22 protein-coding genes are annotated in these 24,523 nt (G+C 64.6%); 8 read left to right on the top strand and 14 right to left on the bottom strand.

What is annotated here, in order from left to right; all coding sequences use genetic code 11:
- The first annotated feature begins 254 nt into the window (after positions 1 to 254).
- Complete coding sequence (gene argS / locus FAZ21_RS00920) at positions 255 to 1,973, top strand: arginine--tRNA ligase (RefSeq protein WP_136771394.1); 1,719 nt, start codon at positions 255 to 257, stop codon at positions 1,971 to 1,973.
- Positions 1,974 to 2,157: 184 nt separating this feature from the next.
- Here the strand turns inward: argS and FAZ21_RS00915 are convergent, their stop codons facing one another.
- Together FAZ21_RS00915 and FAZ21_RS00910 are read right to left on the bottom strand one after the other, a co-directional pair.
- The gene (locus tag FAZ21_RS00915; protein ID WP_136771393.1) at positions 2,158 to 3,657 is read right to left on the bottom strand and encodes a DegQ family serine endoprotease; all 1,500 of its coding nucleotides are present in this window, start codon (positions 3,655 to 3,657) and stop codon (positions 2,158 to 2,160) included.
- Positions 3,658 to 3,843: 186 nt separating this feature from the next.
- Positions 3,844 to 4,704, bottom strand: a complete 861-nt coding sequence (locus tag FAZ21_RS00910) for a PIG-L deacetylase family protein (RefSeq protein ID WP_169307194.1) — start codon at positions 4,702 to 4,704, stop codon at positions 3,844 to 3,846.
- A gap of 324 nt (positions 4,705 to 5,028) precedes the next feature.
- Here FAZ21_RS00910 and FAZ21_RS00905 point away from each other — a divergent pair, with 324 nt between their 5' ends.
- A complete protein-coding gene (locus FAZ21_RS00905) occupies positions 5,029 to 6,105 on the top strand; it encodes a DUF475 domain-containing protein (protein WP_136771391.1) in 1,077 nt (358 codons plus the stop codon).
- Between the two features lie 30 nt (positions 6,106 to 6,135).
- On the opposite strand, the gene FAZ21_RS00900 is transcribed toward FAZ21_RS00905, so the two are convergent.
- Positions 6,136 to 7,077: a TerC family protein gene (locus FAZ21_RS00900; protein WP_136771390.1), complete on the bottom strand. Its 942-nt coding sequence runs from the start codon at positions 7,075 to 7,077 to the stop codon at positions 6,136 to 6,138.
- A gap of 108 nt (positions 7,078 to 7,185) precedes the next feature.
- Here FAZ21_RS00900 and FAZ21_RS00895 point away from each other — a divergent pair, with 108 nt between their 5' ends.
- Complete coding sequence (locus FAZ21_RS00895) at positions 7,186 to 7,968, top strand: TatD family hydrolase (protein WP_136771389.1); 783 nt, start codon at positions 7,186 to 7,188, stop codon at positions 7,966 to 7,968.
- A gap of 2 nt (positions 7,969 to 7,970) precedes the next feature.
- Here the strand turns inward: FAZ21_RS00895 and FAZ21_RS00890 are convergent, their stop codons facing one another.
- The 6 genes from FAZ21_RS00890 to gpmI form a co-directional block, all read right to left on the bottom strand.
- Positions 7,971 to 8,828 carry a hypothetical protein gene (locus tag FAZ21_RS00890; RefSeq protein ID WP_136771388.1) on the bottom strand — a complete coding sequence of 286 codons (858 nt, stop codon included), beginning with the start codon at positions 8,826 to 8,828 and terminating at the stop codon, positions 7,971 to 7,973.
- A gap of 480 nt (positions 8,829 to 9,308) precedes the next feature.
- Positions 9,309 to 10,124: a HesA/MoeB/ThiF family protein gene (locus FAZ21_RS00885; protein ID WP_136771387.1), complete on the bottom strand. Its 816-nt coding sequence runs from the start codon at positions 10,122 to 10,124 to the stop codon at positions 9,309 to 9,311.
- 81 nt (positions 10,125 to 10,205) lie between these two features.
- Positions 10,206 to 10,598: a hypothetical protein gene (locus tag FAZ21_RS00880; RefSeq protein ID WP_136771386.1), complete on the bottom strand. Its 393-nt coding sequence runs from the start codon at positions 10,596 to 10,598 to the stop codon at positions 10,206 to 10,208.
- 109 nt (positions 10,599 to 10,707) lie between these two features.
- Positions 10,708 to 12,210, bottom strand: coding sequence for a S41 family peptidase (locus FAZ21_RS00875; RefSeq protein ID WP_136771385.1), 1,503 nt, complete (start codon positions 12,208 to 12,210; stop codon positions 10,708 to 10,710).
- A gap of 29 nt (positions 12,211 to 12,239) precedes the next feature.
- Positions 12,240 to 13,544 carry a murein hydrolase activator EnvC family protein gene (locus FAZ21_RS00870; protein ID WP_136771384.1) on the bottom strand — a complete coding sequence of 435 codons (1,305 nt, stop codon included), beginning with the start codon at positions 13,542 to 13,544 and terminating at the stop codon, positions 12,240 to 12,242.
- Positions 13,545 to 13,547: 3 nt separating this feature from the next.
- The gene (gpmI, locus tag FAZ21_RS00865) at positions 13,548 to 15,101 is read right to left on the bottom strand and encodes a 2,3-bisphosphoglycerate-independent phosphoglycerate mutase (protein WP_136771383.1); all 1,554 of its coding nucleotides are present in this window, start codon (positions 15,099 to 15,101) and stop codon (positions 13,548 to 13,550) included.
- Between the two features lie 164 nt (positions 15,102 to 15,265).
- Here gpmI and FAZ21_RS00860 point away from each other — a divergent pair, with 164 nt between their 5' ends.
- Positions 15,266 to 15,580, top strand: coding sequence for an ArsR/SmtB family transcription factor (locus tag FAZ21_RS00860; protein WP_085951143.1), 315 nt, complete (start codon positions 15,266 to 15,268; stop codon positions 15,578 to 15,580).
- 508 nt (positions 15,581 to 16,088) lie between these two features.
- Here the strand turns inward: FAZ21_RS00860 and FAZ21_RS00855 are convergent.
- The 5 genes from FAZ21_RS00855 to argJ form a co-directional block, all read right to left on the bottom strand.
- Positions 16,089 to 16,934 carry an AraC family transcriptional regulator gene (locus FAZ21_RS00855; protein ID WP_136771382.1) on the bottom strand — a complete coding sequence of 282 codons (846 nt, stop codon included), beginning with the start codon at positions 16,932 to 16,934 and terminating at the stop codon, positions 16,089 to 16,091.
- 144 nt (positions 16,935 to 17,078) lie between these two features.
- Positions 17,079 to 17,987 (bottom strand): effector binding domain-containing protein, encoded by a 909-nt coding sequence (locus FAZ21_RS00850; RefSeq protein ID WP_136771381.1) that lies wholly within the window; start codon positions 17,985 to 17,987, stop codon positions 17,079 to 17,081.
- Positions 17,988 to 18,101: 114 nt separating this feature from the next.
- On the bottom strand, positions 18,102 to 18,434 hold the full coding sequence (locus FAZ21_RS00845) for a YnfA family protein (protein WP_136771380.1): 333 nt from the start codon (positions 18,432 to 18,434) through the stop codon (positions 18,102 to 18,104).
- Complete coding sequence (locus FAZ21_RS00840; RefSeq protein WP_136771379.1) at positions 18,434 to 18,763, bottom strand: DMT family transporter; 330 nt, start codon at positions 18,761 to 18,763, stop codon at positions 18,434 to 18,436. Before FAZ21_RS00840 ends, FAZ21_RS00845 begins: the two co-directional genes overlap by 1 nt.
- 6 nt (positions 18,764 to 18,769) lie before the next feature.
- Positions 18,770 to 19,999 carry a bifunctional glutamate N-acetyltransferase/amino-acid acetyltransferase ArgJ gene (argJ, locus tag FAZ21_RS00835; RefSeq protein ID WP_136771378.1) on the bottom strand — a complete coding sequence of 410 codons (1,230 nt, stop codon included), beginning with the start codon at positions 19,997 to 19,999 and terminating at the stop codon, positions 18,770 to 18,772.
- Between the two features lie 187 nt (positions 20,000 to 20,186).
- On the opposite strand from argJ, the gene FAZ21_RS00830 reads away from it, so the two are divergent.
- The 4 genes from FAZ21_RS00830 (at position 20,187) to FAZ21_RS00815 (ending at position 24,518) form a co-directional block, all read left to right on the top strand.
- Positions 20,187 to 20,885: an ABC transporter ATP-binding protein gene (locus tag FAZ21_RS00830; protein WP_136771377.1), complete on the top strand. Its 699-nt coding sequence runs from the start codon at positions 20,187 to 20,189 to the stop codon at positions 20,883 to 20,885.
- Positions 20,882 to 22,267, top strand: coding sequence for an ABC transporter permease (locus FAZ21_RS00825; protein WP_136771376.1), 1,386 nt, complete (start codon positions 20,882 to 20,884; stop codon positions 22,265 to 22,267). Before FAZ21_RS00830 ends, FAZ21_RS00825 begins: the two co-directional genes overlap by 4 nt.
- Before the next feature lie 158 nt (positions 22,268 to 22,425).
- Positions 22,426 to 23,274 (top strand): outer membrane lipoprotein-sorting protein, encoded by an 849-nt coding sequence (locus FAZ21_RS00820; RefSeq protein WP_246038448.1) that lies wholly within the window; start codon positions 22,426 to 22,428, stop codon positions 23,272 to 23,274.
- Entirely contained in the window at positions 23,271 to 24,518 is a 1,248-nt protein-coding gene (locus tag FAZ21_RS00815) for a hypothetical protein (protein WP_136771375.1), read from the top strand. The genes FAZ21_RS00820 and FAZ21_RS00815 overlap by 4 nt, the downstream gene beginning before the upstream one ends.
- Positions 24,519 to 24,523 lie beyond the last annotated feature (5 nt).

The raw sequence follows: 24,523 nt of genomic DNA, 5'->3' as shown, positions 1-24,523 counted from the left end.
GGGGTAGGACAACAAATTCCAAATCTTGAAACACCGGGAACACCGAGAGCACAGAGGATCACGGAGAAAGGCAAGGCGCGAGGGGGCACCGCGGGTCGTGCCGAGAAGTCGATTTCGGTTTTCTCGGTGCCTCTCTGTGTTCTTCGTATTCTCTGTGTTTCAAGATTTGGGGGTCAGCCGTATGACTACCCTCGTGGCCTCCCAGCTCGATCCGGTAGAATGGCGCTCTTTCCCAGCAAGCCCGAGATTCACCGATGACTGTCCACGAACTCCTTTCCGCGCGCGTTGCCGAGGCGCTGGCCGCCGCAGGCGCCCCTGATGCGCCGCCTGTGGTGCAACCTTCGTCCAAGCCGGAGTTCGGCGACTACCAGGCCAACGGCGTGATGGGCGCGGCCAAGGCGCTCAAGACCAATCCGCGCGAGCTGGCGGCCAAGGTGGTGGCGGCGCTGCAACTGGACCGCATCGCGGACAAGGTGGAGATCGCCGGGCCGGGCTTCATCAATATCACGCTGGCCGACAGCTTCCTGGCCGATACCGTGGCGCGGCAGCAGGCCGACGTGCGCCTGGGCTGTGGCGCGCGGCAGTCGGCCAAGGTGGTCATCGATTACTCCTCGCCCAATCTCGCCAAGGAAATGCACGTGGGGCACTTGCGTTCCACCATCATTGGCGATGCGCTGGCGCGCGTGCTTACCTTCCGTGGCGATCACGTGATCCGGCAGAACCACGTTGGCGACTGGGGCACGCAGTTCGGCATGCTGACTGCCTTCCTGGTCGAGACCGAGCAGGCCGGCCGCGACGAACTGGCGCTGGACGACCTGGAAGGCTTCTACCGCGCCGCCAAGCAGCGCTTCGACGAGGATGCCGGCTTTGCCGATCGGGCGCGCGACTACGTGGTCAAGCTGCAAGGCGGAGACGTGCGCGTTCGCGCCCTGTGGCAGCGCTTCCTGGATGTATCGCTGGCGCATTGCGAGGCGGTGTATACCCGGCTGAACGTGCAACTGACGCGCGACGACGTGATGGGCGAATCGGCTTACAACGACGATCTGGCGCAGGTGGTGGCCGATCTGAAGGCGCTGGGGTTGGTGACCGAGGATCAGGGCGCGCAGGTGGTCTACCTGGACGAATTCAGGAACAAGGAAGGCGAGGCGCAGGCCTATATCGTGCAGAAGCAGGATGGCGGCTACCTGTATTCGACATCCGACCTTGCCGCGTTGCGCTACCGCTTTGGCAAGCTGCACGCCAACCGGTTGCTCTACGTGGTCGATGCGCGCCAGGGCTTGCACTTCCAGCAGGTGTTCGTGCTGGGTCGCAAGGCTGGCTTCATCGACGGCAGCATCGCCACCGAGCACGTGGCGTTCGGCACCATGATGGGCGAGGACGGCAAGCCGTTCAAAACCCGCGCCGGCGGTACCATCAAGCTGGTGGAACTGCTGGACGAAGCCGAGCGCCGCGCATTCGAGCTGGTCAGCGAAAAGAACGGCGACCTGCCCGAGGCCAAGCGCCGGGCCATCGCGCACGTGGTGGGCATCGGCGCGGTGAAGTACGCCGATCTGTCCAAGCACCGTACCAGCGATTACATCTTCGACTGGAACACCATGCTCTCCTTCGAGGGCAATACCGCGCCGTACCTGCAATACGCCTACACGCGGATGGCCAGCATCTTCCGCGCCGCCGGCGAGTTCGATCGTCATGCGCGGCTGTTGCCGGCCGAGCCGGCGGAGCATGCGCTGGCGCTGCAACTGGCGCAGTTCCCCGATCTGCTGGCCCAGGTGTCTGCCGAAACCTGCCCGCATTTCCTCTGCGCCTACCTGTACCAACTAGCCACCCGCTTCAGCCGTTTCTACGAAGCCTGCCCGGTGCTGAAGGCAGAGGGCGAGGTGCGCGCCAGTCGACTGGCGTTGTGCGCCGCAGCCGCCAATACGCTCAAGACCGGCCTGGGCTTGCTGGGCATCGAAGTGCTCGACGAGATGTGAGCCGGCATAGGCCTCCCCGAAAGCCCGCCGCGTCGCGGGCTTTTTCTTGGCCAAAAAAAAGTGGCCCCAAGCGGGGCCACAACCACGATACCTTGCGTCGAACCAAGGTCGAGGGGGATGAAGGAGTGTCGGCACTGCAAGGCGGGCACGTACCGCCGACCGGATACGCGCCCGGATGAAACGGTCAACCCAGATCGAGCGGAATGAAGATCTGCGCATCGCCGCGCTGCACCAGCAGCGCCACGTGGTCGCCGGCCTTTTCCACCAGTTGCTTCAACTGCGACATGTCCTTGATGGCGGCGCCATTCACTGCCAGCAGCACGTCGCCGGGTTCGATGCCGGCCTTGGCTGCCGGACCGGTGACGTCCTGGACCACCAGGCCGCTGGCGATGCCACTGCGGTCGCGCTCCTGGGGTGACAAGGGCCGTAACGCCAGGCCCAGCTTGCCGCGTGGCGTGGGTTCGGCGGTCGCCACCTGGGTGTCCTGCATTTCGCCGACACGCACTTTCAGTTCCTGCTCCTTGCCGTTGCGCCAGATGCGCAGCGTGGCGCCGCTGCCAGGGGCGGTGTTGGCCACCATCGGCGGCAGATCGGCCGAGCCGGCGACCTCGCGGTCGTTGTATTTCAGGATGATGTCGCCGGGCTTGAGACCTGCCTTGGCCCCAGCCCCTTTTTCATCAACGCCCGAGACCAGCGCGCCGTGCGGCGAGGACAGGCCGAACGATTGCGCCAGCGACTGGTTCACATCCTGGATCGCCACGCCCAACTGGCCGCGGGTGACCTTGCCCTTGCTGACGATCTGCGTCTGTACGTTGCGTGCCACATCGATGGGAATGGCGAACGACAGGCCCTGGAAGCCGCCGCTGCGCGAGTAGATCTGCGAGTTGATGCCGATGACTTCGCCATCCATGTTGAACAGCGGGCCGCCGGAGTTGCCGGGGTTCACCGCAGCGTCGGTCTGGATGAAGGGTACGTAGCCGTCATCCGGCAGCGAGCGCGACTTGGCGGAGACGATGCCGGCGGTCACCGAGTTTTCGAAGCCGAAGGGCGAACCAATGGCCAGCACCCAGTCGCCGACGCGGGTGGTGTCGGGGTTGCCGATCTTCACCGTGGGCAGGTTGGTGGCCTGGATGCGCAACACGGCAATGTCGCTCACCTTGTCCAGGCCCAGCACCTTGGCTTTGAATTCGCGCTTGTCGGTCAGCTTGACCGTCACTTCGTCGGCATCGGCGACCACATGAGCATTGGTCAGGATCACGCCGTCGGCACTGACGATGAAGCCGGAACCCAGGCCGCGCACCGGCATCGGGCGTTGCAGGCGTGGGCCGCCGAAGCGGCGGAAGAACTGCGACAACGGATCGTCGTCGTCCAGGCCGGGTACGCCGCTGTTGTTGGCGGTGGTCTTGGTCATGCCGGTGACGCTGATGTTGACCACGGCGGGGCCATAACGCGTCACGATGTCGCCGAATTGCGGCAGGCCGGCGCGGCCCGTCGGCAACGGTGCAACATTGGCAGGCGCGGGGGCGGTGGCCACCGGGGCAGGCGCTGGTTCGACCGAGGCATCGGCACGTGGCAGGAAGCGATCTCCCATCACCGCCACGGCACCGCCTAGTGTGGCAGCCAGAGTCAGGGCCAGCAGTTTGCGGGTGAAGGCTTGGCCGGAACGGATCGTCGATTGGACCATGTTGACCTCCATGGGGATTGGATGGAGGCCAGCTTAACGAGGCAAGGCTTAAGGGCGACTTAAGAACTTTCCGTGGCGACGATGCAACGGAAAACGGCTGCCGAAGCAGCCGTTTTCATGTGCGCGTGGCACGCGGGACGATCGGTGGACCCGGCTCGCGAGCCGCCGGCCGGGCACCGGCGCCAATCAGGCCAGGATGGCCTTGATGTCGTCCTGTTCGGCAATGGTGTACTTGCTGCCGTTTTCGACCAGCGCGCGGCCGTCGAACGCCGTCACCTTGTAGATGGTGCCGAAGCTGAACTCGGGTGCGGCGACGCCCTGGCCGCCACAGACTTCGGCACCCCGGCGTACGTTATCGGCCATCCAGCCGGTCAGGCGCAGGTGGTACGGATTGCGCTCCACTTCGCCCACGTGGCAGGCCAGCGCGGCGATCAGGTCGGCGGTGTCGGTGACGCTGGTTGCGATCAACGCATTGGGCGCATCCATCTGGCGCCAGAACTCGCTCAGGCCCACCACGCAGCGGTGGCCGACCTGCTTGAGCGCATCGATCACCAGGAAGTGGGTGCCGATGTGCGCGGAATGGTAGTCGTTGTCGTGCGGGAACACGCAGACGGCGGGTTTGTATTCTTCGATCAACCTGGCCACCGCGTTCACCTTTTCGGCCCAGGCGGTCGGATCGTCGTTGCGGGTCTTCACGCCGACGCCCATCAGGCCGCCGGGGATGGTTTCGCGCAGATCCCAGCCCAGGTAGTCGCAGGCATTCTTCAGTTCCACCCAGCGTTCCGGTTGGCGCTTCAGGTTGGAGCCCTGGGTGACCGCCACGTTGACCACGCGGTAACCCGCTTCGCGCGCCAGGCGCAGCGGTAGCGCGCCGATGATGCATTCGTCGTCCGGGTGGGGCGCGAAGATCATGACCACGGGCGCATCGGCGGCCAGCGTGGCGCGGGCCGGCAGGCCGAGGCCGTCCAGGGTGGAGAACAGCGGCGCATCCTTGCTTTGCAGGATCTTGTCGTGGTCGGCGACGATATCGAGGTACGGGTTGCTCATGGAAACTCCGGGTGAAAGTGGGCGGATTTCGCCCGTCGGAAACACGGGGAGTATAGGCGCTTTGCCGGATGCGCCCAAGCCAGGCTGGCCGTGCCGGTTGATCTTCGGCAAGCGTGGCGACGCCGTTGTCATGGCCACCGCGAAATCGGCCGCGAGCTGGTGCCGGCAGGTGACACGGGAATATGAAAGCCGGTGCGGACGCGATTTTCGTCTTATCCTGCCGGAGGGCTTTTCCGGTAAGGCGGAGGGTGCCGCAAGGCGCCGATCCGGTCAGGGGCAGGGCATGATGGCGTGGTGCTTCGCGGCGTGCGCAGGAGGGTTGCGATGATGTGGCGTTACTTCCGGGCGTCGGCGCTGGTCGCCGTGGTGGGGCTGGCCGTGGCCTGGCTGATCGGGGGCTGGGCGGGCTTGCTGGTGGCATTCAACCTGGCGCTGCTGGAAACCAGCCTCTCGTTCGACAACGCCGTGGTCAATGCATCGATCCTCAAGGATTGGGACGAGCGCTGGCGGCGACGTTTTCTGCTGTGGGGCATGCTGGTGGCGGTGTTCGGCATGCGGATGCTGTTCCCACTGTTGATCGTGGGCACCATCGCCGGCATGGCGCCGCTACCGGGGCCGGTGGCGCTGTACGACTGGCTGACCCAGCAGGCCTGGCCGGCGCGCGATGTGCTGTCGATGGCGATCTTGCAGCCGGAGCACTACGCGCAGTTGCTGCAATCGGCGCATATCGAGGTGATGGCTTTCGGCGGTGCATTCCTGCTGATGGTGTTCCTCGATTTTTTCATCGACCACGAAAAGCACACGCATTGGTTCAAGCCGGTGGAGCGGCTGCTGGCGCGGCTGGGTCGGCTGCAAATGGCGGGTATCCTGCTGTCGATCCTGGCGCTGCTGGCGATGGCGCATACGCTGCCGGAATCCGAAGGCTATCGTTTCCTGATCGCCGGGCTGTGGGGCGTGATGGTGCACGTGGTGGTGTCCAGCCTGGGCAGCCTGATGGGCGACGACAGTGCGGCCGCTCGCACCGGCTGGAGCGGCTTCATCTATCTGGAAATCCTCGATGCGTCGTTTTCGTTCGACGGCGTGCTGGGGGCCTTCGCGCTGACGCGCAATATCTTCCTGATTGCCATTGGTCTTGGCATTGGCGCGATGTTCGTGCGTTCGTTCACGTTGCTGCTGGTCTATCGCGGCACGCTGGCCACGTTCAAGTACCTGGAGCACGGCGCGTTCTGGGCTATCGGCGCGCTGGCATTGGTGATGCTGGCGGCGGCGCGCTGGCACGTGCACGAAGCGCTGGTAGGCAGCGTGGCGGCGATCCTGATCCTGAGCGCGGGCGTTCATTCCTGGTGGATCAAGCGCCGCCAGCCGCTGACGGATGCGGTACCCGAAAAAAACGCCCCGTGAGGGGCGTTTTTCCGAGGCATCGCCGGCTGGTCAGTCCGGCAGCGGTTCGTTGCGCGTCTTGTGCAGTGAGTACAGCACGCCCGCCAACAGCAGACCGAAGGTGACGGCCAGCGAGAGTGGCGACGGGATCTTGATCCCCAGGTAGACCAGGCCGATCTTTACCCCGATGAACACCAGTACGATGGCCAGTGCGTACTTCAGGTAGTGGAAGCGATGCACCATCGCTGCCAGCGCAAAGTACAGCGCGCGCAGGCCGAGAATGGCGAAGATGTTCGAGGTGTAGACGATGAACGGATCCTGCGTGATCGCAAAGATCGCCGGGATGCTGTCCACCGCGAAGATCAGGTCGGCGACCTCCACCATCAGCAGCGCCAGGAACAGCGGGGTGGCGTAGCGGCCGGCGGCCTTGCCCACCCGGCTGCCCTCGACGAAGAAATCGTGTCCATGCAGTTGCGGCACCATTTTCAGGTGGCTTTTCAGATAGCGGAATACGCGGTTCTTCTCGACATCGGGGTCTTCGTCCTTGGCAACCAGCATCTTCACACCGGTGAAGATCAGGAAGGCACCGAAAATCAGCAGGATCCAGGCGAATTCGTGGATCAGCGCCGCACCCAGGCCGATCATCACCGCGCGCATCACGATGGCGCCCAGGATGCCCCAGAACAGCACGCGGTGCTGGTACTGGCGCGGAATTGCCAGGCTGGTGAAGATCAGCGAGATGATGAACACGTTGTCCATCGACAGCGATTTTTCCACCAGGAAGCCGGTGTAGTAATCCATCCCCGCCGCGGCGCCCTTGTGCCACCAGACGAAACCGCCGAAGGCGAGGCCGGCGGTGATGTAGAAGGCGGAGAGTTTCAGGCTCTCCTTGACGCCGATTTCATGGTCGTTCTTGTTGAGAACGCCGAGGTCGAAGACCAACAGGGCAATCACCACTGCGGCGAATAGACCCCATACCCATAGTTCCGTCATGCTTTATCCCGTTTATGTGAGGCCGCCGAAAACCGGCGACTCATATTTGTATAGCCGCGTCGATGCACGGCATACCACTGAGAGCAGTCAGAGAAAAGAGTTCCCAAAATGCTGATCGATAGCCATTGTCATCTCGATGCCGGCGAATTCGACGCCGATCGCGACCAAGTGTTGCAGCGTGCACGACAGGTGGGCGTTGTGCAACAGGTCGTACCCGCGATTACCGTCGCCAGCTTCGACAAGACACTGGCAATGCGCGAACGCTACGGCTGCGCGGTGGCGCTGGGATTGCATCCGATCTACATCGACGCGCATCGCGACGAGCACCTGACGCAGCTGGATGCCGCGCTCACGCAACATCGGCCTCTGGCGGTGGGCGAGATCGGGCTGGATTTCTTTGTGCCCGGGCTGGATGCGGCGCGCCAGATGGCGCTATTCGAAGGCCAGTTGAAACTGGCGCGCGATCACGATCTGCCGGTGATCGTGCATATCCGCCGTAGTCAGGATCAGGTGCTGAAGTACCTGCGCAAATGGCGCGTGCGCGGTGGCATTGCCCATGCGTTCAATGGCAGCCGCCAGCAGGCGGACGAGTTTCTCAAGCTGGGATTCAAGCTGGGTTTCGGTGGCGCCATGACCTACAGCGGCTCGCAGCGCATCCGCAAGCTGGCGGCGGAGCTGCCGCTGGAGGCCATCGTGCTGGAAACCGATTCGCCCGATATCGCGCCGGCCTGGCTGGTCGGGCCACCGCCCGGACGCAACGAGCCGGCCGAATTACCCCGTATTGCCGGCGTATTGGCGGAGTTGCGCGGCATGACACTGGCGCAGGTGGCGGCGGCGACAGTGGCCAATACCCATGCCGCCTTGCCGGGCCTGGCGGCCGATACCGCCTGACCTCAGGCGGCCAGTACCTCGTTGACCTGTTGCAGCGCGCGCCGGGCGGCATCGCGGGCACGGGCAGTGCCTTCGTCCAGCACCCGATCCAGCAGCGCGCGGTCGGCGGCCAATGTGGCACGACGTTCGCGTACCGGCGCGAGGAAGCGCTCGGCGCAGTCGATCAGGTGGGCCTTGACCACGCGCTCGGACAGGCCACCACGGCGGAACTTGGCCTTGAGGTCATCCTGGAACGGCAGATCGGGTTCGAAGACATCCAGTAGCTGGAACAGGGGATGGCCTTCGGTTTCGCGCGCCGGCAGGCCCAGCGTCGTGCCGGCGGGCAAGGCATCGATGGCGGCGGCCAGCGTTTCGGCGTCGGCGCAGAACGGGACATCCAGCGGCACGTTGGGTGCGGCGAATGGGCTGTGGCGCGACAACATCGGTTGTGCCTCGCGCAGCACCTCGCCACCGGCCCGTACATTGATCTGCCGGACGACGGCATTGGCGGCGGCAACCTGTCCGGCGCGTGCGGCGTGCGGCGAAACCAGCGTCGGGCTGAGTGCGGCCAGCACGGCGGCGGTACCGAGTGCGGGGGCGTCGTCGGTACGCGGCAGGCGGGACAGTGCGCTGCGCAGTTGTGCCAGCTCCGGCACGCGGGTCGGCACGATCAAGGCAACGCGGGTGGGGTCGATGCCGGCGGCAAGGTGATCGGCCGCTGCGGCGAGCGAACTGGCTTCATTGGCGCTGTCGAGCAGCAGGAACTGGTTGTGGCGCGGCTGGAAGTACAGACGCTGGCGCAGGCTGCCGACGAGGTGGCCCAGCGATAGCGGGCCAGAGACGCGCTCGGCGCAAAGAATGGTGGCGGCGGATGCTTGCATGATCGGTGTCCTTTTTTCTTTGACCACCGATCCGGGGAGACAAGGGCTGTACGCCCAAAATGACAGTGCCGCCTGGATCGGCGGCACGGGTTGAGTCTAACGTTCCTGGGCCGCCTCCTAGAAATAGGAGCGGTACCAAAACGCCTGGTGGCGAACGAGGGAGGAACGGTTAGCAGAGTTCATGGGGCGACTTTGCACGCTGTACCGGCCTGCGGCCTATTAGGGATTACCCTAGGGCGAATCGACATTCAAACATGGGTGCGAAGGAGGAAGGCCGGATGCAGGGCAAGGCGTGCCGAGCGAAGTGGGGTGATCCCCACGAGCGAGGCACAACGCAGCCATGCGCCCGGCCTTCTCCCTTCCCTTCGGGTTGGTCCGTGGGTCGGTGTCTGCTTTGTCGCACGGCTTGCAGAGAGGAGGGCTCTCTGCGGCGCCGCGCTTCGCGCAGCCACCCGGCCCACGGACCAACGCATCCCATGTTTAAATGTCGATTCGCCCTAGGTTTGCCCGATGCGCCGCGCCGCAAACCGGGCAGGATGGGTCTTTGCGGTAGCGCATTTCCCGCCAGCGCATGGTGCGCGCGTCCAGCAATTGCAGGCGTCCGGCCAGCGTATCGCCCAGGCCGATGATCAGCTTGAGCGCTTCCGCCGCCTGTGCCGTGCCGATCATCCCGGTCAGTGGTGCGAACACCCCGAAAGTGGCGCAAGGGCCATCGGTGGCGTCGCCTTCCTCGCCGAACAGGCAGTGATAGCAGGGCTGGCTGGTATCGCGCAGATCGAAGGTGGTGAGCTGGCCATCGAAGCGCACCGCCGCGCCGGAAACCAGCGGTCTGGCGGCGGCCACGCAGGCGCGATTGATGGCGTGACGGGTGGCGAAGTTGTCCGAGCAGTCGAGTACCACGTCGGCGGCGGCAACCAGCGTCTGTAACCGTTCGCCTTCGATACGCTCGGCGATCTGCACTATCTCGACTTCCGGGTTGAGCGTTGCCAGCGTGCGCGCCGCGGACGCCACCTTGTAGTCGCCGACGGCGGCGGTGGCGTGGGCGATCTGGCGTTGCAGGTTGGTGAGGTCCACACGGTCGTCGTCCACCAGCGTCAGCGTACCGACCCCGGCCGCGGCCAGATAGAGCGCGGCGGGGCAGCCCAGCCCGCCGGCACCGATCATCAGCACGCGTGCGGCGGCGATGCGCGCCTGACCTTCGACGCCGATTTCGTCGAGCAGGATATGGCGGCTGTAGCGCAGTAGTTGCGCGTCGTCGAGATCGGGCACTGCGTGGGGGTTGGTGCAGGTGGTCATGGCGAGACGGGAAGCGGACGGTAGCGCGGATTATAGCTGGCGGGAGAAACACGCCACTTGCGCCAGCGCATTCGCCGCTGGCTACAGGTAGCGCCGCAGTTCCTCGGGGGTTTCGTCATGGTCGCCATGCGGGTGGTGCTCCCATACCCGGGCATAGACATCCCGCGCCTTGAGCTGGTGCTCAGGGATGACGCAGTTGTCGCGCGCCACCTGCTCGGCGTAGCGGCGGATCGCGCGGGCGAGCCGCGCCAACGGCCCATTGGCCAGGGCATAGCCGCTTTCGATCAGCAGGAACTCGAGCTGGGTATGGGAGTGGAGCGCCAGCGGGTAGCGCACGATCAGGCCATGGCGATCACGCCGGACATGGACGACCACTTCGGGCAGTGCGCCGAGCAACTGCGCGGCGGCGGTTGCGTCCACGCCGTGGTCGAGGCGGATGCGGGTTTCGTGGATGCGAAGTGTCACGGTGGGCATGGCGGACCTCCTGCCTCCAGCTTAGACCGATTCGCCCTGGCGCTGGGCGATGGGCTTGCTTCGACCGTCGCCACCAAAGAAAAACCCCGCATCGCTGCGGGGTTTTTTCTTACTTGGCCTTGGCCGGCGCCTTGGGCACCGGGGTGGGCTTGGGATCCTTCTGCTGCATCAACAACTGCTGCACCTTCAGCACCGACAGTGCCTGCTGCAACTGGTAGTCGTTTTTGGATGCCAGTTCGCGCGGGTTGTACTCCGCGTTGTCGGCGCCGGACGCGGTGACCGCGGGCGGCTCAGCGCGGACCACCGGCTTGGGCGTCGGCGTGGGCTTGGCGTCCTTGTCGTTACCGTTGGGGTTGTCGAGATGATGTTGCAGATCCGCCTCGCGCAGCAGGAAGGCGCTGTTGCTTTCCTTGCCGTTGACGGTGGCTTCTTCCACGACGATATCCGGCGTGATGCCCTTGGCCTGGATCGAGCGGCCGTTCGGCGTGTAGTAACGCGCCGTGGTCAGCTTGAGCGCGGATTTGGCATCGATCGGCAGAATGGTCTGCACCGAGCCCTTGCCGAAAGTCTGCGTTCCGACGATCAACGCGCGCTTGTGGTCCTGCAAGGCGCCGGCGACGATTTCCGAGGCCGATGCCGAGCCGCTGTTGACCAGCACCACCAGCGGTACGGTCTTCACTTCGGCCGGCACGTTCTTGAAGAAGTCGTCGCGGCTGTTGCGCTGGTAGTTGTCGCGCGTGGCAGTGAGGCGGATCTTGGCGTCCGAGGTGCGGCCGTCCGTGTAGACCACCAGCGCATCCTTCGGCAGGAAGGCGGCGGAGACGCCCACGGCACCATTGAGCAGGCCGCCCGGATCGTTACGCAGATCGAGCACCAGGCCCTTGAGCGGCGTCTTGTTTTCCTTGTAGAGCGCTTGCAGCGCGCTGGCGAGGTTCTCGGTGGTGCGTTCCTGGAACTGGGTGACGCGGATGTAGCCGTAGCCGGGCTCGGCCAACTTCGACTTCACGCTCTGCACCTTGATGATGGCGCGCTTGAGCGTCAGCACGATGGGCTTGCCCTCGCCCTTGCGCAGCAGCGTGAGGCGCACCGGCGAGCCGGGCTTGCCGCGCATCTTGTTCACGGCTTCGGAGAGCGAAAGCCCCTGCACCTGGGTTTCGTCGATCTTGACGATGTAGTCGCCCGCCTTCACGCCGGCGCGGAACGCGGGCGTGTCCTCGATCGGGGATACCACGCGCACCAGGCCGTCTTCCATGTTCACTTCCAGGCCCAGGCCACCGAACTCGCCCTGGGTGTTTTCCTGGAGATCCTTGAAGGCGTCCTCGTCCAGATAGGACGAGTGCGGGTCCAGCCCGGAGACCATGCCCTTGATGGCTTCGGAGATCAGCTTCTTGTCGTCCACAGGTTCGACGTAGTTCTGCTTGATCAGGCCGAAGACGGCGGAAAAGGCGCGCAGTTCCTCGATGGGGAGCGGCGTGCCCGGTGAATCCTTGTCTGCCAGAACGTTGAACGACAGGCTGATCGCAACGCCCAGGCCGGCACCGGCGGCGAGCAAGGCGATCTTCTGGAATTTCCCTTGTTTCTTGTGGGAATAAGCGGGGGACTGGCTGCTCATTGGAAGTTGAAGCTCCGTGTTCTGTCTCATCAGCCGGTCCAACCCAATGGGTCAAGGGGCTGGCCGTTTTTTCTGATTTCGAAGTATACGCCCGATTCCGCCATGCCACCGCTGTTGCCGCTGGTGGCGATGGCGTCGCCCGTACGCACCGAATCGCCCACCTGCTTCAGCAGGCTTTCGTTCGCGGCATACAGGCTGAGGTAGCCCCCGCCGTGATCGATGATGATGAGGTTGCCAAAGCCACGCAGCCAGTCGGCAAAGACCACTTCGCCGGTTGCGACCGCTTTCACCGGCTGGCCCGAAGCGGCGCGGATGAACACGCCTTTCCAGAGCGTGCCTTCGGCGCGCGGGCTGCCGAAGCGGCCGATCACCTCGCCGCGCAGCGGCAGATGCAGGCGGCCTTTCAGGGCCGAGAATTGTTGTCCGGATTGGCTGCTGTCGGGCTCGTCGCGGTTGACCTGGCGCACCGGCTCGGTGGCCGACCTGGTTTCGCCGGCGGAGCCATCGCGCCGGGTGGCCGGTGCCTGAGCGGTGCGGGCTGCCTTGTCGCGCCGGGCCGCTTCGGCGCGGCGGCGGGCGGCTTCCTTGGCGCGGCGCGCCTCCTGTTGCTTGATGATGGCGTCGAGTCGGGCAACCAGCGTGCTCAGGCGCTTCTCGTCGGCGGCCAGCTTTTGCAACTGGGTGCGTTGCTCGGTGATCTCGCGTGTGAGCTTGTTCACAAGCGCCTGTTTTTCGGCCTGCTCGCTTTCCAGCGCGGCCTTCTGGCGCGCCTTGGCCTGGGCGATCTGTTTGAGCTGGTCGTTACGAACCCGGATTTCCTCGGCCAGCCGGTTGAGTTCGGCGAGCTGCTTTTCCAGCGAGGCGGCCAGTTGCTGTTGTGCCGCGCTGAGGTAACGGTAATAGGTGAGGTCGCGGCTGGCGGTGGTGGGGTCCTGGGCATCCAGGATGAGACGCCATGCTTCCAGCTCGCGGGTCTTGTAGCGCAGGCGCAGCAATTCGCCCAGACGATTCTGGCTGGCCGAGATATTGGCGCGGGCGGCGGAGATGTCCGCCTTCAGGCGTTCCAGTTCGGATTCGGTGAGCTGACGCTCGCTGGCCAGCGAGGCCAGCACGCGGTTGGCATCCGAGATGGCGACTTCGGATTCCTTCAGCGCGTCGGCGGCTTCACGCCGATCCGATTCGCTGGCGGCGATTTCCTTCTTCAGCTCGCCCAATTTACCGCGCAGATCGCGCAACTCGTTCTGCTTGGCCTTGTTGTCGGCACGCGAAACATCCGGGGCGGCCAGGGCCGCCCCGGATATCCACATCAGGCAGAGGACGAGCGCGGTGCGCAAATGTCAGCCAAAAGTGACGAGCGAATGGCCGGACATTTCCTCCGGCTGGGGCAGGCCCATCATCGCCAGCATCGTCGGTGCGATGTCCTTCAGCGAGCCTTCGCCGCGCGGGGTGAGGGTCGCGGGCCGGCCGACATAGATAAAAGGCACCACGTCGGTGGTGTGCTGCGTGTGCGGCTGGCTCACGCCGTGGTCGTACATCAGCTCGGCATTGCCGTGGTCAGCGGTGATCAATACCTCACCGCCAGCCTTGGTCATGGCCGCCACGCAGCGGGCGACGCATTCGTCCAGCGCCTCGATAGCCTTGACCGCGGCATCGAAGACGCCGGTGTGGCCGACCATATCGCCGTTGGCGTAGTTGCAGATGATGGCGCCGTACTGGCCGGATTCGATGGCGGCCACGATCTTGTCGGTGACTTCGCGTGCGCTCATTTCCGGCTGAAGGTCGTAGGTGGCCACCTTGGGCGACGGCACCAGGATGCGATCCTCGCCGGGGAATTCCTTCTCTTCGCCGCCGGAGAAGAAATAGGTCACGTGCGGGTACTTTTCGGTTTCGGCGATGCGCAGTTGCTTGATGCCCAGGTTGGCGATGTATTCGCCGAAGCTGTTGCTGACCTTGGCCTTGTCGTAGGCGACGGGGTAGGGATAGTCGGCGGCGTAGCGGGTGGCCGTGACGAAGCGCGCCAGCTTGACCACGCGTTGGCGAGCGAAGCCATCGAAGGCCGGGTCGTTCAGCGCGGTGGCAATCTGGCGGGCGCGGTCGGCGCGGAAGTTCATGAACACTGCGACATCGCCGTCTTCCATACGGGCGGGGGCGCCAATGCTGGTGGCGCCGACGAACTCGTCGTTCTCGTCGCGGGCATAGGCGGCTTCAAGGCCGGCTACCACATTGTCGGCGTGATGCAGGCCCTGGCCGTCGACAACCAGGTGGTAGGCAGGCTCCACCCGTTCCCAGCGCTTGTCGCGATCCATCGCCCAGTAACGGCCGACAATGCCGACGATGCGCGCGGTGCCCGCGGCCTTACAGACTGCATCCAGTTTTTCCAGGTATTGCTTGGCGCTGCGCGGCGGGGTGTCGCGGCCGTCGAGGAAGGCATGGACATGGATGTGTTGCACGCCGGCGCGTGCGGCATCCTTCACCAGTGCCGCGATATGGGAATCGTGGCTGTGCACGCCGCCATCCGAGATCAGGCCCAGGACATGCAATGTCTTGCCGCTGGACCTGGCCAGTTCGATACTGGCCTTCAGCTCCGGGTTCTCGCCGATCCGGCCTTCGGCCACGTCGACATCGATGCGGCTGATATCCTGTAGCAGTACGCGGCCGGCGCCGATGTTCAGGTGCCCGACTTCCGAGTTGCCGAACTGACCATCCGGCAGGCCGACAAAATGCTCGCTGGCGTTGATCGTGGTCCACGGGTTCTCGGCCAGGATGCGATCGATATTGGGCTTCCGGGCCGCGGCGATGGCGTTGTCCTGGGTTTCTTCACGATAGCCGAAGCCATCGAGAATCAGCAGCAATACGGGTTTGATCTGGGAGGGGGTCGCAGCTTGGGTCATGGGGTGGGGATGCCTTCGTGGAAACCGCTGGAATGCTTGTGAAGCGCACCGTTGCGGTGGGGTTCCAAAGATGGGTAGTATTCTACCGCAAGGACCAAGGGTTGCCTTGTCCCAATTCAAAGAACGGCGCCTTGCGCAAGACAAGGTGAATAAAAGTGCAGAGGATGATGCTTCCCCCCGACGAACTGATGAGCGATGAGCACATCCAGCAGGCGTCCCGCGCCATGAAAGCGATGTCTCATCCGCTGCGATTGAAGATCCTATGCGTATTGGGGGAACACGAGGTCAGCGTTCAGGACATCGTGGAACAGGTCGGCACCACCCAATCCAACATTTCACAGCACCTGGCACTGATGCGCGAGAAGGGCGTGCTGCGCACCCGCAAGGATGCCAACCGCGTCTATTACCGCGTGGGCGATACCCGCACCCTCGAGGTGATCGCCATGCTGCGCGATGTGTTCTGCGCGTTCTCCAAATAGGCAATCGCGTTTCAATCCCATTCTAAGTGGCTGTTTTTACGGCGACAATGCGTTTGTCGTCGTTTGACGTTGCGTGTGGCCCGGTGCTAGATTGGCTGGGCCGCCGTGGCAATCCGGTCTCGGCGGACGTTCGGTTGTGTTAACAGGCCGGTGTTCCCAAGGACCACCGCGCGGCTGGAGACGACACTCCGGCAACGAGTCGCCCGGCTTTGCGCCACGAAAAGCGGTCGACACCTGTCAGCAAAATCTGCGACGTAGTTAGTGAAACCTTGTAGGAGATCGCAATGCGATTCGACTTCCTGGAAGGCTTAGCGAGTACGGTCAACGATGCGTTGATGAACTTGTTTCGGGCCTTCAAAACCCCTGCCAGACTGGACCACGACGATTCGAGGAATCTCGCCCTCGAAGTAGCGGAACCCTTTCGGTAGCGTTGATCGCCTGAAGATCGATTCCTGAAACGGCAAAAGGCGCGTGCAAACGCGCCTTTTGCCGTTTTCGCGTGATGGCTTTATCGCGTGGCGGGGGCCAGTGGCAGATAGATATCCGTCAGCAACTGGTTTTGCTGGGTTGAGCAGGGGTCGTTCAGGTAATACTCGAACGGGCTGTAGCCGCCCGGTTGCTCGCCGCTTTGCGGCAGCCATTGCTCGAATAGCCAGCGGTAGGCATCGCACAGGGTGGAGTAGGGCCCGGCATGGCGCAACACCGCGCAACGCAATGGCGGCAGGGCCAGCGCCTCGAATGGCGATGCCGGGGTAATGGCCGAGGCAACGCTGATCGCGGCGTGCGAGCGCAGCTCCTTTTCCGGCGTGGTCGATGGATCGTCGTAATAGAACCCGAGCCAGCGGGTTGCTTCATCGAGCCAGCCTTCGCTCTGGCTTTTGAGCATCAGCTTGTCGAAGGCTTCGCCGATTTCCAGGTAGCTGCCCTGGTGGGCGAGGGCGACGAGATGGAAGGCGGGACATTCGCGGATGGTAATGGGATACATGCTTGGCTCCTGAAGGTTGGGGGCGAGGAGACGGTTGCTGCGAAACCGGCCGGGTGATGTACCGAAGCGTTGCTGGAATGCGCGACTGAATGCCGCCAGCGACCCGTAGCCGGCGCGTTGTGCCACTTCTGGCAGCGGCGCGCTGCCGCGTACCAGTTCGCCCGAGGCCATGTGCAGCCGCGTGCGCCGTATCGTCTGCGTGACCGGCTCGCCCATCAACGTGCGATAGATGCGATGGAAATGGTACGGCGACAGGCAGGCGATATCGGCGAGCCGATACAGATCGGGTTCTTCGTCCAGGTGCTCGTACAGATAGTCGAGTACCCGGCTGATCCGGGCGGCATAGCGAATACGGGTAGCGGGCTTCATTCGTTCTCCTCGGCGCCACTGTAGCCGCGGGGTGTTGATCCGTTTTGCGCTTTTGGGCGCGCCCCCGCGCTGCCCACCTGTTTCCCGCCACGCAAAGGATGCGTGTGGATGTGATTGGCCAAGGGCGTGGGCAGCATGTGTGGTTCAGGGGTGCTGCAGTGGGCTGGATGCCTGGTGTACGGTTTCTTCACGGAGAGGAATGTAGACCTTGATGCGCAGATCGTCGGGAAAGCATGAAGAGCAGACGTCGTTGATTTCGAAATCAGGGCCGTCGGTGCGTTCATAACGGCTATTGGGCAGCCAGGTGCCGTAGATGTAGTCCCGTATCCGAGGCACCGTATCGATCGGGCCGGACGCATCGAATTCCGCATACCAGCCTGCTGGCAGGTGGATCGCGGCAAAGCCTTCGGGCAAGGCGGCGGCTGGCTGGATCACTTTTTCGCCGATCACGAAATCGAACTGGCCATCGTCCTGAAAATGGCAGGAAATGCCGTGGCACCAGCCCGGTTTCGCCCGCTCGGGAATGTGCAGATAGCCACTGCTTTCGCCGAAGTCCTGATAGAAACCGCCGATATCGGCATAGAAATTGCTGTTTGCCAGGGAGGTACGATAGACCTTGCCGACGACGCTGTGGATTTCCAGAAAACGGATGTTTGGTGTCTTGCCGCCTACGCCATCCCGAAAGGGCGCGCCCGCGCACAGGTCCAGTCGTCGTTGCCCACCGGGTTTGTCGCGCTGTTTGCGATATTCGGAGGGAGTCATTGCAAAGCAGGTTTCGAATGCGCGGGTAAAGGCTTCATGCGAGCCATAACCATAGGCTACGGCTGCGTCCAGGACGGTGACCTGCGGGTTTGTCAGCATTTGCGCCGCTTCGGTGAGCCGACGCTGTCGAATGTAGGCTTGAACCGAAAATCCGGAGATGGCGCGAAACACGCGTTGGAAATGGAAAGCCGAGTAATTCGTCGGCGCCGCGATGGCGCCGATGCTCATCGGTTCCTGTAAATGCGTTTCGATGAAATCGATGGCGCGCTGGATACGTTCGAAGGCGGTCATGAGTGGCCAGGTGGTGAAAGTGGAGTGCCTTCACTCTGCCCGCGTCTTTGGCCCCACGCTTGATCACTCGTGCTGAGGCAGGTTGAATGCGTTCGTGCCTGCCGGATACGGTGCTCAGCCGCGCGGCGCGAACATGATGATCGCCATCCCGGCCAGCGCCACGCTACCGCCGACCAGATCCCAGCCACTGGGACGGATGCCGTCCACCAGCCATAGCCAGACCAGTGCCACGCAGATATAGACGCCGCCATAGGCGGCATAGACCCGGCCGGCGGCGGTGGGGTGCAGCGTCAGCAGCCAGGCGAACGCTGCCAGCGAGACCGCGGCTGGCAGCAGCAGCCATGGCGTGGCGCCGCGCTTGAGCACCATCCAGGGCAGGTAGCAGCCCAGGATCTCGGCCAGCGCGGTGATGGCGAACAGTGCGGTGACGCGCAGCGTTTCGCTCATCAGTGTGGTACCGAACGCGAGAACAGGTTCATCACCAGCACGCCGGCGACGATCAGGCCCATGCCCGCCAGTGCGGCGGCATCCAGCGCCTGCCGGTACAGCACCCAGCCCACGAGGGCGACCAGTACCACGCCGACACCCGACCACACCGCGTAGGCGATGCCCACCGGAATGGTCCGCAGCGTGAGCGACAGGAAATAGAACGCCACCGAGTAACCGGCGACCACCAGCAGCGATGGCCCCGGCCGGGTAAAGCCCACCGACGCCTTGAGCGCCGAGGTGGCGATCACCTCGGCCACAATGGCGATGAACAGGTACACCCAGCTCATTGGCGCTCAGCTACGGTAGTCGGCGTTGATCTTCACGTAGTCGTAGCTGAAATCGCAGGTCCAGACCGTTGCGGCTTCGCTGCCACGGTTGAGCTTCACCGTGACGGTGATCTCGGCCTGCTGCATCACGCGCTGACCCTGTTCCTCGGTGTAGCTGGCAGCGCGGCCGCCTTTCTCTGCGACCAGCACGTCGCCCAGCCACACTTCCAGGGTTTCCACATCCAGATCGTCCACCGCCGAATAACCGATGGCGCACAGGATGCGGCCGAGGTTGGGATCGCTGGCGAAGAACGCGGTCTTGATCAGCGGGCTCCTGGCGATGGCGTAGCCCACCGCCTTGCATTCGTCCCAGCTCTTGCCGCCTTCCACATTCACGGTCATGAACTTGGTCGCGCCTTCGCCATCGCGGATGATGGCCTGCGCCAGCGTCTGCGCCACTGCCAGCAAGGCATCGCGGAATGCAACGAAATCGGCGCTGGTTTCGTCGGCGATCTCGGCGTTACCGGCCGCACCGGTGGCGATCAGGATGTAGCTGTCGTTGGTGCTGGTGTCGCCGTCGACGGTGATCGAGTTGAACGAGCGGTCGGCGGTCCACTTTGCCAGCTTCTGCAACACCGCCTGCGACACCGTCGCGTCGGTGGCCACGTAACCCAGCATGGTCGCCATGTTGGGGTGGATCATCCCGGCGCCCTTGCTGATACCGGTGATGGTCACGGTCTTGCCGCCGATCTGCACCTGCCGGCTGGCTGCCTTGGGCGCCACGTCCGTGGTCATGATGGCGCGCGCGGCCTCGGCCCAGTGGGTGGGGGCCAGATCGGCGATGGCGTCCGGCAGCGCGTCGACGATCTTGTCGGCCGGCAATGGCTCCAGGATCACGCCGGTGGAGAACGGCAGCACCTGCTGCGGCTGTACCGCCAGATGGCCGGCCAGTGCGTCGCAGATGCGCTGTGCGCGCGCCAGTCCGTCCAGGCCGGTGCCGGCGTTGGCGTTGCCGGTATTGACCACCAGCGCCCGGATGTCGCCCCGCACGCCCAGGTGCTCGCGGCACAGCCGTACCGGCGCGGCGCAGAACTTGTTCAGCGTGAACACGCCGGCCACGCGGCTACCCTCGGCCAGACGCATCACCAGCACATCGCGGCGGCCGGGCGTCTTCACACCGGCGGAGGCGATGCCGAGTTCCACGCCGGCGACCGGATGGAGTTGGCTGGGATCGAGTTCTGGCAGGTTCACGGGCATGACGACGGTCCTTGGAACAGGGGGAAGGGAAAGCTGAATTCTACCTGTCGCCCGGCATGGATGGCAGCATGCGTTTCGTCGGATTCGGTGACGTTTCGTCCGCTTCCGTTGCGCTTTGTCGCAATCCCCGGTGGGCCATGGGAGCGCGTCATAGATTGGCGAGGTATTCCCACTGAGAGAGACCGCCATGCAAGCAGTTGTCCTGAGCGGCGTCGGCAAGCACTACCGGCTGGGGCAGGTGGATGTGCCCGCCCTGACCGATATCGGCTTCGAAATCCGCGCCCAACGCTTCACCGTGCTGTCCGGCCCCTCCGGCAGCGGCAAGACCACCCTGCTCAACCTGATCGGCGGCATCGACCGGCCCGACAGCGGCAAGGTGCTGATCGACGGCCAGGACCTGGGCGAACTGGACGACGACGCACTGTCGGACTTCCGCGCCCGACGCATTGGTTTCATCTTCCAGAACTTCAACCTGCTGCCTGTGTTGACCGCCTACGAGAACGTCGAATACCCCTTGCTGCTGGCGCGTACGCCGGCCGCCGCGCGACAGGAGCGGGTACGCGAGCTACTGGAGGCGGTGGGCCTGGCCGACAAGGCGCGCAACCGGCCCAACCAGTTGTCCGGCGGGCAGCGGCAGCGGGTGGCGGTTGCCCGTGCACTGGCCACACGGCCGACGCTGGTGCTGGCCGACGAGCCGACCGCCAACCTCGACAGCCATACCGGTGCCGGCATCATCGCGCTGATGCGGCGCATCCAGCGTGAACAGCACGCCACCTTCGTGTTCTCATCGCACGACCCGGCCGTGCTGGCCGAGGCCGATGACGCAGTGCATATCCGCGATGGCGCGATCACCGCCATCGAACGACGCGACGAGGTGACGGCATGAACCTGCTTCCGCTCGCCGCGCGCAACCTGCTGCGCAATCGCCGCCGCTCCGCCACCACGCTGTTCGCCATGATCGTGGGCGCCATGGCGATCCTGTTGTTCGGTGGCTACGCCCGCAATATCAACCTCGGCTTGCAGACCGATTTCGTCCGGCATGCCGGGCACTTGCAGATTCAGCATCGCGACTACTTCCTGTTCGGTAACGGCAACCCGGCCGCCTACGGCCTGGCCGACTACCGTCGCATCATCGACGTGGTGCGCGCCGACCCGGTGCTGCGCCCGATGCTCAAGGTGGCCACGCCCACGCTCAGCCTGGGCGGCATCGCCGGCAACTACGCGGCTGGCGTGTCGCGCACCGTGATCGGCGGTGGCGTCGTCGTGGCCGAACAGAACCGCATGCGGCAATGGAACGACTACAACTTCCCCATCACGACCAAGCCATTGCACCTGAGCGGCACCACGCCCGATGCCGTGGTGATCGGCACCGGCGTGGCGCGGGTGTTGCAGCTTTGCGCGCCACTGGCGATCCGTAACTGCCCGACGCCGCATGTGGAGCCAGCGACCGGCGACTCGGTACCCGACGATATCGCGGCGCTGGCGGGCGAGGCCCGCGCGCAACGCGCGGCCAGCGATGGCACCACCATCGAGTTATTGGCGGCCAATGCGCATGGCGCGCCCAATGTCGCGCGGCTGAAAGTGGTGGCCGCTGTACCGCAGGGCGTCAAGGAACTGGACGACATGATCGTGCAGATGCATTTCGCCGCGGCGCAGAAGCTGGTCTATGGGGGCGACACGCCCAAGGCGACGGCCATCGTGCTGCAACTGGCGCATACCGACCAGATTCCGGCGGCGCGCGTCCGGCTGGAGCAATTGCTGGCGCAGCATTTTCCTGGCCAGCCGCTGACGGTGCTGGACTTCGCCACGCTCAACTCGTCGTACGGACAGATCGTGGGCATGTTCGGCGCCATCTTCGGCTTCATCGCCCTGCTGATTGGCGTGATCGTCCTGTTCACGGTGAGCAATACCATGAGCATGGCCGTGGTGGAGCGCACGGTGGAAATCGGCACGTTGCGCGCCATCGGTTTGCGCCGGGCCGGCATTCGCCGCCTGTTCGTGATCGAGGGCGCGTTGCTGGGACTGGCCGGCAGCGTGGCCGGCGTGGTGGTCGCGCTCGGGGCCGCCTGGCTGATCAACCATGGCGGCCTGAGCTGGACGCCGCCGGGCAATGTCGAGCCGGTACCGCTCACGATACGGGTGTGGGGCGAATACACGATGCTGCTGGGTACACTGCTGGGCCTGACGCTGGTGGCGGGGATTTCCGCCTGGTGGCCGGCCCGCCGCGCGGCGCGGCTGGAGATCGTCGATGCCTTGCGGCATGTGTGAGGCGGGGGCCTCAGGGAAGGAGAAGAGGGAAGGGGGAAGGACAACAGCACACGACCTGACCCCAAATCTTGAAACACGGAGAACACCGAGAACACGGCGTTTCACAGAGAAAACCATGTGCAAATCCGTGTGCTGCCATTTCGATGAGGTCTGAGCCAATGCAACAACATACGCGTAGTGGTCTTCAGGGTTGGTTTTTACCCTTCCCCTTTCTCTCTTCCCTCTTCCCGGCGCACAGCGCGCGCACGCCGCTGCTGGCTGGTCTGCTGTTGTGCGCCGCCGCCAGTGCCTTCGCCGCGCCGGACGCGCAGACCATCCTGGCCGCCAGTGACGCGGTACGTAATCCCGACAAGCCGTTCGGCCTGACCACCACGTTGCTGGAGTACCGCAACGGCAAGCAGACCGACAGCACCACACTGGCGATCTACTCGCGTGCCGAGGCCGGCTCGGGGCAGTTTCGCAGCCTGCTGCGCTTTGTCGCGCCAGCACGCGACGCCGACAAGCTGATGCTCAAGAATGGCAACGACCTGTGGTTCTACGACCCTGCCAGCAAGGGCACGGTGCGCATTTCGCCGCAGCAGCGCCTGCTGGGGCAGGCCGCCAACGGCGATGTGGTGACGGTGAACCTGGCGGGGGACTACCGCGCCACGCTGGCGGGCGAGGAGGATGTGGGCGACGGTGACCGCCAGCAGCGCCACACCTGGAAGCTCGACCTCAAGGCACGTGCGCTGGATGTCACCTACCACCGCATCGAGATGTGGATCGACACCAGCAACAACCGCCCGGTGAAGGCGCAGTTCTATGCCGAGAGCGGCAGCTTGCTCAAGACCGCCTATTTCCGCCGCTACCAGCAGCAACTGGGCGTGCAGCGGCCGACCGAGACGGTGATCATCGACGGGCTGGACCCGAACTGGGTCACGGTGATGCGCTTTACCGACTATGCCTGGCGCGAGGTGCCGGAAACCTGGTTGCAACGTGACTATCTGCCGAGGTTCCGCCCGCAATGAAATCGCCGTGGCTCACGCTTGCCCTGCTTGCGCCGCTGTCCGCCGCTGTGGCGCAGGACGACGCCGCCGCGCTGCAACTGGCCGACGATGCGCCCAATATCGTTGCCACGCCGCGCGACTGGGCCGCCTTCGTCGAACTGGCGCTGGCCGACACCCAGGCGCGCAGTGGTGACGACCCGCCTGGCGACGCGCGGCTGTCGCTGGATGCCCGGCTCGACCGGGCGCTGGCGCCGGGCTGGCGGCTGGTGCTGGCCGATCGCTTCGATGCGCGCTGGATCGGCGACATTGATGCGCAGCGCAGCGTCAACACGCTGAAGGAAGCCTATCTCGGCTGGCAACCGGGGCCGGACTGGGCGCTCGACCTGGGCCGTATCAACACCCGCTACGGCGCTGGCACCGGCTTCAACCCCACCGATTTCTTCAAGGTGGGCGCGCTGCGCTCGGTCAGTTCGGTCGACCCGGGCAGCCTGCGCGAAAATCGCCTGGGCGTGGTGATGACGCGCGGGCAATGGCTATGGCAGGGGGGCTCGCTCACCGCCATGTATGCACCCAAGCTGGACAACGCGCCCAGCGACGATCCGTTCAGCCTGGACCTGGGCGCCAGCAACCCGCGCGACCGCTGGCTGCTGGTGGCCGGTCACGCATTCACCGAGGTCTTCAACCCGCAATGGCTGCTCTATCACGAGGCTGGCCAGTCGCCGCAACTCGGGCTGAACTGGAGTGTGCTGCTGGGTGATGCCACCGTCGCCTACGTGGAATGGGCGGGCGGGCGCACACCGTCGCTGGCCGGCCGCGCCGCCGGCGTGGACGACACCGCGTTCCGCGCTGCGCTGGCCACCGGCGTGACCTGGACCGCTCCCAATAAACTGTCGCTGACGCTGGAGTACCAGCGCGACAATGCCGCCGCCGATGCGGCGCAATGGAAAGCACTGCAAAATGGCCCGCTCGACGATTACTGGCGCTATCGTGCGCTGGCCGGCGGCCGGCAGGCGCTGACCACCCGCGAGTCGGCCATGGTCTACGCGCGCTGGCCGGATGCCTTCGTTCAGCGGCTCGACCTGTCCGGCTTCGTGCGGCACGACCTGATCGACCAGAGCAACGCCGCCTGGCTGGAAACCCGCTGGCGCGGAGATGCCACCGATCTTGCGCTGCAATGGCAGTACAGCGAGGGCGATGCACTGAGCAACCATGGCGGCCTGCCACTACGGCAACGCTGGCAGGTGCTGGTGGCACACTACTTCTGAAGGGG

Source organism: Chitiniphilus eburneus (assembly GCF_005048205.1).
Taxonomy (GTDB): Bacteria; Pseudomonadota; Gammaproteobacteria; order Burkholderiales; family Chitinibacteraceae; genus Chitiniphilus; species Chitiniphilus eburneus.
Note: the sequence above shows the minus strand (reverse complement) of the source record. Positions and strands in the feature narration are given on the sequence as shown.

What these genes read in the sequence shown, in the direction of transcription:
- argS (WP_136771394.1), top strand. Translation starts at nt 255, where the DNA reads ATGACTGTCCACGAACTCCTTTCCGCGCGCGTTGCCGAGGCGCTGGCC.
- FAZ21_RS00880 (WP_136771386.1), bottom strand. Translation starts at nt 10,598, where the DNA reads ATGCCCACCGTGACACTTCGCATCCACGAAACCCGCATCCGCCTCGAC.
- FAZ21_RS00905 (WP_136771391.1), top strand. Translation starts at nt 5,029, where the DNA reads ATGATGTGGCGTTACTTCCGGGCGTCGGCGCTGGTCGCCGTGGTGGGG.
- FAZ21_RS00915 (WP_136771393.1), bottom strand. Translation starts at nt 3,657, where the DNA reads ATGGTCCAATCGACGATCCGTTCCGGCCAAGCCTTCACCCGCAAACTG.
- FAZ21_RS00825 (WP_136771376.1), top strand. Translation starts at nt 20,882, where the DNA reads ATGAACCTGCTTCCGCTCGCCGCGCGCAACCTGCTGCGCAATCGCCGC.
- FAZ21_RS00885 (WP_136771387.1), bottom strand. Translation starts at nt 10,124, where the DNA reads ATGACCACCTGCACCAACCCCCACGCAGTGCCCGATCTCGACGACGCG.
- FAZ21_RS00860 (WP_085951143.1), top strand. Translation starts at nt 15,266, where the DNA reads ATGATGCTTCCCCCCGACGAACTGATGAGCGATGAGCACATCCAGCAG.
- FAZ21_RS00910 (WP_169307194.1), bottom strand. Translation starts at nt 4,704, where the DNA reads ATGAGCAACCCGTACCTCGATATCGTCGCCGACCACGACAAGATCCTG.
- argJ (WP_136771378.1), bottom strand. Translation starts at nt 19,999, where the DNA reads ATGCCCGTGAACCTGCCAGAACTCGATCCCAGCCAACTCCATCCGGTC.
- FAZ21_RS00830 (WP_136771377.1), top strand. Translation starts at nt 20,187, where the DNA reads ATGCAAGCAGTTGTCCTGAGCGGCGTCGGCAAGCACTACCGGCTGGGG.
- FAZ21_RS00895 (WP_136771389.1), top strand. Translation starts at nt 7,186, where the DNA reads ATGCTGATCGATAGCCATTGTCATCTCGATGCCGGCGAATTCGACGCC.
- gpmI (WP_136771383.1), bottom strand. Translation starts at nt 15,101, where the DNA reads ATGACCCAAGCTGCGACCCCCTCCCAGATCAAACCCGTATTGCTGCTG.
- FAZ21_RS00845 (WP_136771380.1), bottom strand. Translation starts at nt 18,434, where the DNA reads ATGAGCGAAACGCTGCGCGTCACCGCACTGTTCGCCATCACCGCGCTG.
- FAZ21_RS00840 (WP_136771379.1), bottom strand. Translation starts at nt 18,763, where the DNA reads ATGAGCTGGGTGTACCTGTTCATCGCCATTGTGGCCGAGGTGATCGCC.
- FAZ21_RS00890 (WP_136771388.1), bottom strand. Translation starts at nt 8,828, where the DNA reads ATGCAAGCATCCGCCGCCACCATTCTTTGCGCCGAGCGCGTCTCTGGC.
- FAZ21_RS00815 (WP_136771375.1), top strand. Translation starts at nt 23,271, where the DNA reads ATGAAATCGCCGTGGCTCACGCTTGCCCTGCTTGCGCCGCTGTCCGCC.
- FAZ21_RS00820 (WP_246038448.1), top strand. Translation starts at nt 22,426, where the DNA reads ATGCAACAACATACGCGTAGTGGTCTTCAGGGTTGGTTTTTACCCTTC.
- FAZ21_RS00855 (WP_136771382.1), bottom strand. Translation starts at nt 16,934, where the DNA reads ATGAAGCCCGCTACCCGTATTCGCTATGCCGCCCGGATCAGCCGGGTA.
- FAZ21_RS00875 (WP_136771385.1), bottom strand. Translation starts at nt 12,210, where the DNA reads ATGAGCAGCCAGTCCCCCGCTTATTCCCACAAGAAACAAGGGAAATTC.
- FAZ21_RS00900 (WP_136771390.1), bottom strand. Translation starts at nt 7,077, where the DNA reads ATGACGGAACTATGGGTATGGGGTCTATTCGCCGCAGTGGTGATTGCC.
- FAZ21_RS00850 (WP_136771381.1), bottom strand. Translation starts at nt 17,987, where the DNA reads ATGACCGCCTTCGAACGTATCCAGCGCGCCATCGATTTCATCGAAACG.